Raw genomic sequence first — 11,716 nt, 5'->3', positions numbered from 1 at the left:
TTGGACGGTTTGTTGTCGGTCACGGTCGACGCTCCCAAAATGCCGGGCCGAGAGCTTCGATGTAGTCACCCGTTGTGACTAGGAAACCCTCTTCGTTCACTGTAATAGGCAACTGCGGAAGTGCACGAGCGGCCGGACCGAAAATCGGCTTTCCGTAGGTCAGCGCATCGAACTGCGACTGGTGGCACGGGCAGAGGATTCGGTTGGTCTGCTGTTCGTACAGGGAGGTGGGGCAGCCGAGGTGGGTGCAGATCTTCGAGAAGGCGAAGTAGTCGCCGTAGTTGAAGCTCTCCTGGCCCTTGCGCTTGGTGACCCGCGCCGTGTCCTCCGTGCGGAGGCGGATGAGCATGGTCGCGTTGCGGATGCCGCGCAGCGCCTCGAGCAGTGCGTCGTGGTCGCCGCGGTCGGACTCGCGGAACGGGAACACCGTTTCCATCGCGCCGGCGTCCAGGTCTTCCGGGCGGACGAGGACGACGTCCTCGGGGCGACCGGTGTCGCGGCGCAGGTAGATGGTTTCGCCTTCGTAGCGGGGGGTCCATCCCGAGACCCACAGCGGGGAGTCGTCGCGCTTGGCCCACGGGTTCTTGATCAGACCACCGAGGGGCATGACGGACATGATGCCGAGGGCACCGCCGCCGAAGATGAGGGTGCGCTTGAGGAGCTTGCGGCGTCCCAGCGTCGACGTGTCGAACGAGTCGCCGAGTTCCGCGACGATCGTCTTGCGGTCGACCTCGGACGATCCACCGTCGTGGCGGTCCTGGATGGACACCTCTTCGGGGATGAACTTCTTGGTGAACTGCACCGCTCCGACACCGAGGCCGAGGATGGCGAGACCCATGGTGAGGCCGATCAGCGGCGTGTACAGGCTGTAGGCCGAGTAGTGCTCCTCGCCGGCGCCTGCGTATTCCCAGGGCCAGAAAAGGTAGATCGCGATGAACGCGATCGCCGAGATGCCGGAGAGAGCGAACCAGAAGGCGACCGACCGCTCTGCGCGCTTCTCGGCCTTCGTCCCCGGAACCGCCCAGCGGTTGCGTCGGAACGCGACGTCGACGTGGTCGAGGTTGGTGCCGAGCTCGACCAGTTCGTCGCGGCTCAGGTTCTCGAGTTCTGCATCCGTGTACTTCTTTGGCGTGGCGCCGCCCGGCTGGCCAGCGTCGCTCATGACCTTGCTCCGATCCACAGTGCTGCACCGACGACAGCGATGATTCCGATGACCCACATGGCCAAGCCCTCGGAGGCGGGACCGATGCCGCCGAGTCCGTAGCCGCCGGGCTGCTTCGTCTCGCCTGAAGACTTGATGTAGGCGATGATGTCCTTCTTCTCCTCGAGGGTCAGCTGACGGTCCGAGAACTTGGGCATGTTCTGCGGGCCGGTGACCATCGCGGTGTAGATCTGCTGCTCGCTGGCCGGGTCGAGGACCGGCGCGTACTTACCGGACGAGAGCGCACCGCCGCGCCCGGTGAAGTTGTGGCAGGACGCGCAGTTGAGGCGGAACAGTTCGCTGCCGCGTCCGATGTCGCCGCCGCGCAGCGACGACTGGGCGACCTCGCCGTTCTCGTCACGAATGACCGTGGGGCCGCCGCCGTTGGCCTGGACGTACGCGCCGATGGCGTCCGTCTGCTCGGCGTCGAACTTGACGGGCTTGCGCTCGACCTGGGCCTCGTTACGCGAGGCCGGCATGCGTCCCGACGACACCTGGAAGTACACGGCTGCTTCGCCGACACCGATCAGGCTCGGTCCGCGATCCTGCACACCCTGCAGGTTCGCGCCGTGGCACGTGATGCACGAGGTGTCGTACAACTGCTTGCCCTCGCGGATCAGTGCTGCCTGATCGTCGGTGGCGGTGGCCACCTGCGGGGTCGGCGTCAACGCGGACGCGAGGAAACCGGCGCTGACCAGTCCCATCATCAGGACCAGGGCGCCCGTGACGCGCCTGCGGAGCTTCCGCTGGCGGCGTGCCTTCGAGGCAGACGCTGTGGTATCGGATGCGGGAGGGGGGGATGAACTCATCTGTATCCCTTTGGTATGTCGGGACGGACTGGACGTCAGGGGGCTGCCTGGGGCGTTCAGCTGATCAACGGATGAAATAGATCGTGGCGAACAGGCCGATCCACACGATGTCGACGAAGTGCCAGTAGTACGAGACGACGATGGCGGCGGTGGCCTGGGCGGGCGTGAACTTGCTGACCTTGGTACGTGCGATCAGGAAGACGAACGCGATGAGGCCGCCGATCACATGCATGCCGTGGAAGCCGGTGGTCATGTAGAACACCGAGCCGTACACGCTGCTGGAGATCGAGGTGCCGTGCTCGACGAGGTGGATGTACTCGTACGCCTGGCCGAGGACGAAGAAGGTGCCCATCGCCAGCGTCAGGAGGTACCACCGGCGGAGGCCGAAGACGTCGCCGCGCTCGGCCGCGAACACACCCATCTGGCAGGTGAACGACGAGGCGATCAGCACCAGCGTCACCGGTACGGCGAGGAACAGATTCAGCTCGGTCGGCTCCGGCGGCCAGTTCCCATTCGCCTGTGCTCGCGCCACGAAATACATGGCGAAGAGCCCTGCGAAGAACATGAGCTCACTTGACAACCACACGATGGTGCCAACGCTGACCATGTTAGGTCGGTTCAGCGAGTGCACGCGTTGGGTGATTGCTGATCCTGAAGTCCCTACTGCGCTCGTCACAGACAGAAGTATGACGCTTCGTCGTAAGAGACGACTACCCGGGTCCACCCTCGGCGCGTCAACGCGCCCCGCTTGTCCGATTCTCCCTGCTGACAGCCCTGGTGGCGGACCGTGAAAGGGTGGAGCCATGCGCTCTCGTGACAACAGTACGGGGTGGCTGCGGAGGCTGTTCGGCAGTCGGCAACCGGCCCCCCTCGATCAGGATCGACCCGACCTCGTGGTCGTCGCCTCGAGCTTCGACGACGTGGAGGCGTGCTCGACCGCGCTCGACCGCGCCGCCGCCGAGGATCCGCGGTGGGACGCCGACGCGGAAGCGGTGCTGCGGCACCATCTGCGGCTGCCCGCGTCGTCCGTGGCCGACGCCGTGTCGATCGCCGCGCAGGACGGTTACCGACCGCAGGATGCGGACGGTCCGGCATCCCCGGCCGAGGACGGTGCGACGGTCGGACTCGTGCTGCAGCGAGTCCAGATCCTCGATGCGCTGCACTGTTCTCAGGAACGGTCGAGAATGGCCGGGCTGGCGCAGCGGCTCGGTGGCTCGGTCGACGGCTGGGACGCGACGCAACCGGCGCGCGAGTCCGATCCGCCCGGTGACTAGGCTGCCAGGACCGGATCCGCCACTAGTGCAAGGGGACACGACGATGCAGAGCCCGACTGCTCAGGGGACGAACGACGGTGTGCGGCCGGCACGCACGTGGCCGTCGGTCCTCGGCACGCTCACCGACGGACGTGACCTGTCGGTGGACGAGGCGAAATGGGCGATGGACGAGATCATGTCCGACAACGCCACGTCCGCGCAGATCGCGGCGTTCGGTGTGGCCCTGAAGATGAAGGGCGAGACACCGGAGGAGTTGCGCGGACTGGCGGACTCGATGCTCGGGCACGCGCGCAAGGTCCCCGTCGACGACGACGTCGTCGACATCGTCGGCACCGGTGGTGACCGATCCAACACCGTGAACATCTCCACGATGGCGTCACTCGTGGTCGCGGCGTCCGGCATTCGCGTCGTCAAGCACGGAAACCGGGCGGCGTCGTCCAAGAGCGGCGGGGCGGACGTTCTCGAGGCACTCGGGGTGAAGATCAATCTCGGCCCCGACGAGGTGGCCCGCTGCGTCCGGGAGGTCGGCATCGGTTTCTGCTTCGCGCCGGTGTTCCATCCCGCCCTGCGGTTCGCGGGCGCGCCGCGCAAGGAGATCGGCATCCCGACCGTCTTCAACGTGCTCGGACCGCTCACCAATCCGGCGCGTCCGCGGGCCGGCCTCATCGGCTGCGCGTTCCCGGGCCTGATCTCGGTGGTGGCCGGTGTGCTCGCGCAGCGCGGCAACTCGGCGCTCGTGGTGCGCGGTGACGACGGCCTGGACGAGTTGACGACGTCGACCACGTCGACCGTGCACATCGTGGCGGACGGGGCGGTGACCACCCGTCAGCTCGACCCCAGGGACATCGGGATCGCGCGGGTGTCGCTCGACGAACTGCGCGGCGGCGATGCCGAGGTGAACGCGGCGGTGGCGCGGCGACTTTTCGCCGGTGAGACCGGACCCGTACGCGACGCGGTCCTCCTCAACGCCGCGGCGGCGATCGCCGCGTTCCGGGGACTCGGCGGCCGCACGCTCGAAGACGCGCTGTCGGACGGACTCTCGACGGCGGCGCAGTCGATCGACAGCGGAGCGGCCGCGACGCTGCTCGCGCGGTGGGCCGAACTCACGTCGGGACTGGCCACCAGCAAATAGCCGGCGGAGCTACTCGCCGATCGAGAAGCCCGCTTCCACGTCGGCGCTGGAGTAGGACTGGAACGCGATGTGCGTCGCCGTCCGGGAGACGCCGTCCACCTTGTTGATTCCCTCGGTGACGACCTCCGCGATCTTCGCGTGGTCCCGGACCCGCACGATCGCGATCAGGTCGACGTCGCCTGCGCAGGAATAGACCTTGTCGACGCCCTCGATGTCGGCGACGGCCTGAGCGGTCTCCGGGATGCGGTGGGCTTCGGCGTGGATCAGGACGATGGCGTTGATCATGATCGCCAGCCTAAGCGGTGGTCGGCGGAACCCGGTGCGGGTGGTCGGCTCTCGGCGTCCCGTGTCGACGCGCTCCCCGCTCGCGCGAGTGCGCACCACTCGGACCAGGATCCGGCGCCCCGTGCGGGCTCGCACCAGCCCGCGGAGGCGCTGACGATGCGGGTGTCCTCCTGGTCGAGCCAGCGCGCCAGCAGTCCGGCCTCCTCGGGGGACGCGCCGCGGAGCGGAGTTGCGTCGGGAACGACGGTTTCGGCGGTGAGGACGAGCGCATCGACCACCGGCATCGGGTGGATTCCGCGCCGCGCGCAGCCCGCGGACGCGAGCCGCCCGGAACGGATCACCGCGAACTCCCAGCCGCCGGTCGCGGCCGGGCGAGCGGCCACGAGCTGATCGAGCGCGGTGAGGGCGGCCAGGCGCTGCATCCTCCGCAACGCGAGCACGACCTCGGCGGTGCGATCACGCAGGCGTGCGGCGTTCTCGAACAACTCGCCTGCGGCCAGCTCCTCCACCTGTGCGCGCATGCGGTGCAGCGGCGCGTCGTCCAGGCCGCGCAGGAACTGCCGGAAGAGTTCCGGTCCGGGACGGTAGGCGTCCTCCGTGGCGCGGTCGTGGACGGACGCCGGGCAGCCTGCGAGCTCGCGGGGTGGGCACTGCGGACCGTGCTCCCTTCCCTTCGGGATGCGGCTCGTGCAGGTGCGGAGAATGCAGTACTCGGCGAGGACGTCGGCGAGGTCGACGGCGGTCGAGCGCGACCGGAACGGACCGAGCGAGTCGGCGGTCGGGGTACGCACCACCGACAACCGGGGGAAGGCCTCCACGGTGAGCGTGATCCACCAGCCGCGTTTCGGGTACTTGGATCTCCGGTTGTACGGAGGCGTGTGCGCTGCCAGCAGCCGGAGCTCGCGCACACCGGCCTCGAGTGCGTGCGCGCACTCGACGTGGTCGATCCGGGTGGTCAGCGCCACCATCTCCTTCATCCGGCCGCGCGTCTCGGAGCCGGTGAAGTAGTTGCGCACCCGCCGGCGCAGATCGGTGGCTGTGCCGACGTACAGGACCTCGTCGGACGGTCCGCGGAAGAGGTAGACGCCGGGGGCATGGGGGAGATGGCCGGCGAGCGAGCGTTTCGCCCGCTGGTGCGAGGAGACGTCGGGAAGGTAGTCGACGAGCTCGGTGAGACTGTGCACTCCCTGATTGCCGACCCTCGCGATGAGGGCGTGCAGGACGTCGACGGTGGCACGGGCGTCGTCGAGTGCGCGGTGGGTCGGAGTGGTCCCGACGTCGAACAGCCGGGCCAGCGACGACAGCTTGACCGACGGCGCTTCGTCGCGGCTGAGGACGCGCCGGGCCAGTTTGACGGTGCAGAGCACGGTGAACTTGGGCCAGGGGGTGTCGGTCGCGGACGCGGCGGCCTTGAGGAAGCCTGTGTCGAACGGGGCGTTGTGCGCGACGAGCACCGCCCCGCGTGCGAACTCGAGGAACGCCGGCAGCACTCGCTCGATCCGCGGGGCGTCGATCACCATGGCGGTGGTGATGCCGGTGATCTCCACGATGTGCGGGGGAATGGACCGCCCCGGGTCGACGAGGGTGGCCATTTCGGCGATCACCTCGCCACCGCGGATCTTCACGGCGCCGATCTCGGTGATGGCGTCCTCGCCCGGCCGCGCTCCGGTGGTCTCGAGATCGACCACCACGAACGTGGTGTCCCGCAGTGGGGTGTCGAGCTCGTCGAATCTCAGCTGTTCGGGTACACCGGGGACGCTCACGGCTCAGAGCGTATGGACGGGCACCGACAGAACCGCCCGGCGAGCCCGAAGAGCCCGGAGAGACGAGGATCACACTGCCCGCCTCGGGCGACGGTCGCGGGCGGTGCGAGGGTCGGGCGCGCGACCGCGAAGGAGGGGTCCGGACGGGGCGGGGACCGGTGCCGGCAGGTCCGGCGCGTGCGGCGGGTGCGGTCCGCGGCACCCCGCTGAACAGCAGGAACACTGGTCGAGAAGACATCGGGGAGTCGTCAGGCTCCGCGAAAATGCCCACTCCCGCTATCGAAAAGGGATCGGAAACCAACCGCCTGTTATCCAGTCGTTACCGAATGTGGGTATCGCGCGCCCGCGAAGCCCAAATCGGCCCAAACGGACACTTTCCGCGTGTCCCGGTCGACATCGGGGTATTCCATTTCGTAACCTTCCTGAGACCTAGCGGAGTCTCGCAGCCCCAACACCGGGGCAGCATCGCTAGTCACCGCCTAATCGGTCTCTCGCGAGAGTGGCCGTACCGGGAACCCAAGTTTCTACTGGGGTGAATCCCGCCGGGACGTCCTCACGCACCGGTGGGTAGGGCTGATCTTCCCAGCCCGAACCCGTCAGCTAACTCGGTCGGCGGATGAATGGAAGAAACGGAGTACCCCTTTCGTGGCGTCACAAGTTTCCAAGCGGAATGTGCGACGGGCAGTCGTCGCCGGCGCGCTCGCAGTCGGAGCGCTCACCGCTACCGCGGCCCCCGCGGCCGCAGATCCCGTCACCATCCCCGGAGTCGGAACCTTCGAGATCCCGGGTGTCGTCATCCCGCAGATCCCCGGTGTCCCGAACCTGCCTGCGCCCCCGGCGCCGGCCAGCACCGCAGGTGACAAGGCCGTTCAGGCCGCACAGACCAAGCTCGGCTCGCCGTACGTCTACGGCGCCGCCGGCCCCAACTCGTTCGACTGCTCCGGTCTGGTGCAGTGGGCGTTCAAGCAGGCCGGACTGAACCTGCCGCGCACCAGCTACGCGCAGGCGGCGGCAGGCACTCCCGTGTCGCAGTCCGATCTCCGCCCCGGCGACGTGGTCTCCTTCTACGGCGGATCGCACTCGGGCATCTACGCCGGCAACGGCAACGTGATCCACGCCTCCACCGAGGGGCAGCCCGTCAAGCTGGCGCCCATCGCGTCCATGCCTTTCGACGGCGCACGCCGCTACTGATCCACACGCGACGCGAGGCATCCACCGAGTCGAGCGCGGGGATGCACGGGGTAGCTTCGTAGGATCTCGCACGACCACCGAGGGTGGTTCGAATCACGATTCGAACCCACCCTCGATGTCGTTGCGCCCCAGGCAGACAGCGTGTCGTTCACCCGTCGGGTGGTCCCCGCCACCCCGTTCGTGACACAGGTGGACACAAACGTATGCCATTCCGTAACCTATCCGAGACCTTGCGAAGTCTTGTCGCGCCAACCGGGCGGCAACGCGGGTCACCACCTCTTCGGCACTCCACGGTCGCATCGGCCGAGGAAATCCCTGAGCCGCGCATCGGACACCCGACCCGGCTGGTGGAGAGCGACGATCGGAGAACTGCATTTCCGTGGCCTCACACAAGATGAAGCGCTCCCTGGGCAGCGTGCTGACCGCCGGCGTGCTGTCGGTGGCGCTCGTGTCGCTGCCCGCGATCCAGGCGGGTGCAGACCCGGTCACCACCAACCCGACCGACGCGCTGACAAAGCTCGGTGACCTGTCCCGGCAGTCCGAGCAGACGTCGGAGGCACTCCACAACGCGCAGATCGATCTCGAGGCCAAGCAGTCGGCGCAACGCGACGCCGACGCCGAGCTCGCGGCGGACCAGGGTGTGCTCGACGCCGCCAACGCGCGCGTCGCCGTCTTCCAGCCCGTCGTGAACAAGCTCGCCACCGCCAACTACCAGGGCGCACGGACCAATCGCCTCTTCGCCGTAATGGTGAGCGATTCGCCGCAGCAGCTCCTGGACCAGATGTCCGCTCTGGACGCCATCTCCAACGACACCCGCAATCAGGTCGCGCAGTTCCAGTCCGCCACATCGGAAGCCACGAAGGCCGCCGAGGCGTCGAAGAAGTCCGCGGATGCCGCACGCTCCGCGACCGAGCAAGCGAAAGCGGTGAGCGACGATCTACAACGCAAGCAGAGCGACCTGCAGGCGCAGATCGCCGACGTGATCAAGGCATTCGGAGATCTCACCGGCGCCGAACGCGACCAGCTGGCGGGGACGCCGTTCCCGCCCGGCTTCGACCCGAACACGATCCTCGCGCATCTCACCCCTGGCTCGGGCACGAGCGCGCTGCAGGCAGGCATGACCCGTATCGGCGACCCCTACGTGTGGGGCGCCACCGGTCCGGACGAATTCGACTGCTCGGGACTCGTCGTGTGGGCGTACAAGCAGATCGGCAAGACGCTGCCCAGGTCCAGTCAGGCGCAGGCCAGCGGCGGCACCCCGGTGTCCCGCGACGCCCTGCAGCCCGGCGACGTCGTCCTCTTCTACAACGACGCGTCCCACGTCGGCCTCTATGCCGGCAACGGCAACATTCTCCACGCCTCGACGTTCGGTGTTCCGGTGAAGATCGAGTCGATGGCGAAGTTCCCCTTCTACGGGGCGCGCCGCTACTGACGGCGACCGTCCGACAGCGGCGGCCGGGTGTGCTCATACACTCACCGGCGTGCCCGCTTCAGACCCGTCTCCCGCAACGGATCCGACCTCGCGCCGTCAGGCGCGCCCGTGGGAGCTGGCCGCACTGGCCGGACTCGTCCTCGCCGTCGTCGTCGTACTCGCACTGACGGGGTTCTCCCGGACCGAGCGGGACGCCGACGGGGCCGTCGGCACCGCGCAAGCCGACGCCGAGGCGCGTGCGGCAGCCGTCCAGACGCTCCTCGACACGTGGGCGTCGGCCGTGCGGACGAACGACGCGGCCCGGCTGTCCGGTCTGATGGATCAGGCGGCGGCACCGGGATTCCTGGCCGCCGAGACGCGGCGGGCGGGCAACGTTGCCGGGGTGGAATTCTCGGACTGGGGCTACGAGATCGCCGAGGGCGCCGAGACGGCGGTGCCGTCGAGTCTCGTCGACGCGCTCGGGGCCGACGAGGTGTGGGCCCCCGCCGTGCAGCTCCGCTACGCGATCGCGGACGAGAGTCCCACCCGAAAGCCGGTGGCTCTCGTCGTCGCCCGGCGCGGCGAGCGCTGGGCACTGGTCAGCGACAGCGCCACCGTGGACGGCGACCGGCGGACCTGGCGTGGACCGTGGGATTTCGGACCCGTCGTGTCGCGCCGCGTCGACACCGGTGACGGGCGGACGTCGGTGGTGCTCGGACATCCCGAGAACGCCACCATGGTCGACCGGCTGGCGGACGAACTTCCCGCCGCCGTCGTCAACGCCACTCAGCTGTGGGGTTCGAACTGGGCGGGCCGCGCGCTCGTGTGGGTCGCGGGATCGCAGGACGAGTTCACGGCGCTCGTCGGCCCGAATCACGACGGACGCGACATCGCCGCCGTCGCCATCTCGGACGCCGTCGACCCCGATGCCGCCACGGTCACCGGACAGCGGATCGTGTTCAGCCCCGCATCCGCGGACCGGCTGACCGAGGTCACCCGGCGGGCGATCCTGCGGCACGAGCTGATCCACGTGGCGGCGCGCGCCGAGACGGTGGACCGCTCACCGATGTGGGTGCTGGAGGGCTACGCGGAGTACGCGGCATACCGGGGTACCGGCGAAGCCGAACGGCAGATCGCGCCGGCGCTGACCGCGCAGGTGGGCGCCGAGGGTCCGCCGACCGAGTTCCCCGAGGACACCGACTTCTCCGGATACGGCGAACGCGGCTCGGTCGCCTACGAGACGGCGTGGTCGATCAACGCCTTCGTCGCGGAGCAGTACGGCGAATCGAGGCTCACGGAGCTGTACCGGACGCTGGCCGTGGGGGAGGGAGACCCGGAGGCGGTCGACGGACGGCTGTCCGACGTCCTCGGCGTCGACGCCGATCAATTCCGCGGCCGCTGGACCGACTGGGTGGGCGCTCACCTGGGGTGACCCTGCGTCGGCCTACGCACGGTCCACCGCCTACGGTGATCACATGCGCCGAACCCTGTTGGTGACGAACGATTTTCCGCCGCGACCCGGTGGAATTCAGTCGTACCTGCACACCTTCGCCAAGCACCTGCCCGCCGACGACTTCGTCGTCTATGCTCCGCGCTGGCGCGGCGACTCGCACATCAAGTTCGATGCGCGGCAACCGTTTCAGGTCGTCCGGCACCCCACCACCTTGATGGTGCCCACGCCGTTCGTCGCCCGCCGTGCCGCCAAGTTGCTCGCCGAACACGACTGCACGGGCGTCTGGTTCGGCGCAGCGGCCCCGCTCGCGCTGCTGAGTTCGACGCTGCGCCGCGCCGGGGCGGAACGGGTGGTCGCGAGCACCCACGGGCACGAGGTCGGCTGGTCGATGCTCCCCGCCGCCCGCCAGGCTCTCGGACGGATCGGCGACCGGACCGACGTCGTCACGTACGTCAGCCGGTACACGAGGGGACGATTCGCGTCCGCGTTCGGCGCGAGTGCCGCGCTCGAACACCTGCCGCCCGGAGTCGACACCGACCTGTTCACCCCGGACAGCGGGGCGCGGGCCGAACTGCGGGCCCGCTACGGGCTGGGGGAGCGGCCGACGGTCCTGTGCCTGTCGCGTCTCGTGCCGCGCAAGGGCCAGGACATCCTCATCAAGGCGCTCCCGGGCATCCGCGAGCACATCGACGGCGCCGTGCTCGTGATCGTCGGCGGCGGCCCCTACGAGGACCGTCTGCGCTCGCTCGCGCGCTCGGTCGGGGTGGAGGACCACGTCGTGTTCACGGGCACGGTGCCGTCCGCGGAGCTGGCGGCGCACCACACGATCGCCGACGTCTTCGCGATGCCGTGCCGCACGAGAGGCGCGGGACTCGACGTCGAGGGCCTCGGCATCGTCTTCCTCGAGGCGTCGGCGACCGGTGTGCCGGTGATCGCCGGACAGTCCGGTGGTGCCCCGGAAACGGTGCGGCAGAACGAAACCGGGATGGTCGTGGACGGCACGTCGGTGGCCGAGGTGGCGCGATCGGTGATCTCGGTGCTGTCGGATCGCGACCGCGCAGCCGCGATGGGTGCGGCCGGCCGCGAATGGGTCAAGGCGGAGTGGCGATGGGACGTGCTCGCCGCCAAGCTGCAGGCATTACTTGCGTGACCGCCCGTGAGTACTTGTCAACCGCGGGCGGTTGACAAGTACTCACG

General features: G+C 68.7%; 11 protein-coding genes and 1 riboswitch. Of the genes, 6 read left to right on the top strand and 5 right to left on the bottom strand.

Features of this window, described 5'->3' with window-relative positions; translation table 11 throughout:
* Positions 1-19: 19 nt before the first annotated feature.
* The 3 genes from qcrA to ctaE form a co-directional block, all read right to left on the bottom strand.
* Positions 20-1,162, bottom strand: coding sequence for a cytochrome bc1 complex Rieske iron-sulfur subunit (gene qcrA / locus RHA1_RS05465; protein ID WP_009473777.1), 1,143 nt, complete (start codon positions 1,160-1,162; stop codon positions 20-22).
* Positions 1,159-2,010: a cytochrome bc1 complex diheme cytochrome c subunit gene (gene qcrC, locus RHA1_RS05460; RefSeq protein WP_081437413.1), complete on the bottom strand. Its 852-nt coding sequence runs from the start codon at positions 2,008-2,010 to the stop codon at positions 1,159-1,161. Before qcrC ends, qcrA begins: the two co-directional genes overlap by 4 nt.
* Before the next feature lie 64 nt (positions 2,011-2,074).
* Positions 2,075-2,686, bottom strand: coding sequence for an aa3-type cytochrome oxidase subunit III (gene ctaE / locus RHA1_RS05455; protein WP_005260123.1), 612 nt, complete (start codon positions 2,684-2,686; stop codon positions 2,075-2,077).
* A gap of 127 nt (positions 2,687-2,813) precedes the next feature.
* Here ctaE and RHA1_RS05450 point away from each other — a divergent pair, with 127 nt between their 5' ends.
* Both RHA1_RS05450 and trpD read left to right on the top strand, forming a co-directional pair.
* Positions 2,814-3,284, top strand: a complete 471-nt coding sequence (locus tag RHA1_RS05450) for a ribonuclease E inhibitor RraB (protein ID WP_011594251.1) — start codon at positions 2,814-2,816, stop codon at positions 3,282-3,284.
* 43 nt (positions 3,285-3,327) lie between these two features.
* The gene (gene trpD / locus RHA1_RS05445; RefSeq protein ID WP_011594250.1) at positions 3,328-4,416 is read left to right on the top strand and encodes an anthranilate phosphoribosyltransferase; all 1,089 of its coding nucleotides are present in this window, start codon (positions 3,328-3,330) and stop codon (positions 4,414-4,416) included.
* Positions 4,417-4,425: 9 nt separating this feature from the next.
* Here trpD and RHA1_RS05440 read toward each other — a convergent pair whose 3' ends face one another.
* Together RHA1_RS05440 and RHA1_RS05435 are read right to left on the bottom strand one after the other, a co-directional pair.
* Positions 4,426-4,701 carry an Lrp/AsnC family transcriptional regulator gene (locus tag RHA1_RS05440; RefSeq protein ID WP_005247708.1) on the bottom strand — a complete coding sequence of 92 codons (276 nt, stop codon included), beginning with the start codon at positions 4,699-4,701 and terminating at the stop codon, positions 4,426-4,428.
* On the bottom strand, positions 4,698-6,464 hold the full coding sequence (locus tag RHA1_RS05435) for a DEDD exonuclease domain-containing protein (protein ID WP_011594249.1): 1,767 nt from the start codon (positions 6,462-6,464) through the stop codon (positions 4,698-4,700). Before RHA1_RS05435 ends, RHA1_RS05440 begins: the two co-directional genes overlap by 4 nt.
* Before the next feature lie 466 nt (positions 6,465-6,930).
* Positions 6,931-7,095, top strand: a riboswitch (cyclic di-AMP (ydaO/yuaA leader).
* A 14-nt stretch (positions 7,096-7,109) separates the two neighbouring features.
* Here RHA1_RS05435 and RHA1_RS44465 point away from each other — a divergent pair.
* The 4 genes from RHA1_RS44465 (at position 7,110) to RHA1_RS05415 (ending at position 11,669) form a co-directional block, all read left to right on the top strand.
* The gene (locus RHA1_RS44465) at positions 7,110-7,655 is read left to right on the top strand and encodes an NlpC/P60 family protein (protein ID WP_029537328.1); all 546 of its coding nucleotides are present in this window, start codon (positions 7,110-7,112) and stop codon (positions 7,653-7,655) included.
* A gap of 379 nt (positions 7,656-8,034) precedes the next feature.
* Positions 8,035-9,087, top strand: a complete 1,053-nt coding sequence (locus RHA1_RS05425; RefSeq protein WP_011594247.1) for a C40 family peptidase — start codon at positions 8,035-8,037, stop codon at positions 9,085-9,087.
* A gap of 49 nt (positions 9,088-9,136) precedes the next feature.
* A complete protein-coding gene (locus RHA1_RS05420; protein ID WP_011594246.1) occupies positions 9,137-10,498 on the top strand; it encodes a hypothetical protein in 1,362 nt (453 codons plus the stop codon).
* A 43-nt stretch (positions 10,499-10,541) separates the two neighbouring features.
* Positions 10,542-11,669, top strand: a complete 1,128-nt coding sequence (locus RHA1_RS05415; protein WP_016880034.1) for a glycosyltransferase family 4 protein — start codon at positions 10,542-10,544, stop codon at positions 11,667-11,669.
* Positions 11,670-11,716: the final 47 nt, after the last annotated feature.

The organism is Rhodococcus jostii RHA1, from assembly GCF_000014565.1.
Lineage (GTDB): Bacteria > Actinomycetota > Actinomycetes > Mycobacteriales > Mycobacteriaceae > Rhodococcus_F > Rhodococcus_F jostii_A.
This window is presented reverse-complemented; position numbering and strand designations above follow the sequence as displayed.

Excerpts from the sequence above, each read along its gene's own strand:
- trpD (WP_011594250.1), top strand. The coding sequence starts at position 3,328 with ATGCAGAGCCCGACTGCTCAGGGGACGAACGACGGTGTGCGGCCGGCA.
- qcrA (WP_009473777.1), bottom strand. The coding sequence starts at position 1,162 with ATGAGCGACGCTGGCCAGCCGGGCGGCGCCACGCCAAAGAAGTACACG.
- RHA1_RS05450 (WP_011594251.1), top strand. The coding sequence starts at position 2,814 with ATGCGCTCTCGTGACAACAGTACGGGGTGGCTGCGGAGGCTGTTCGGC.
- RHA1_RS05440 (WP_005247708.1), bottom strand. The coding sequence starts at position 4,701 with ATGATCAACGCCATCGTCCTGATCCACGCCGAAGCCCACCGCATCCCG.
- RHA1_RS05415 (WP_016880034.1), top strand. The coding sequence starts at position 10,542 with ATGCGCCGAACCCTGTTGGTGACGAACGATTTTCCGCCGCGACCCGGT.
- qcrC (WP_081437413.1), bottom strand. The coding sequence starts at position 2,010 with ATGAGTTCATCCCCCCCTCCCGCATCCGATACCACAGCGTCTGCCTCG.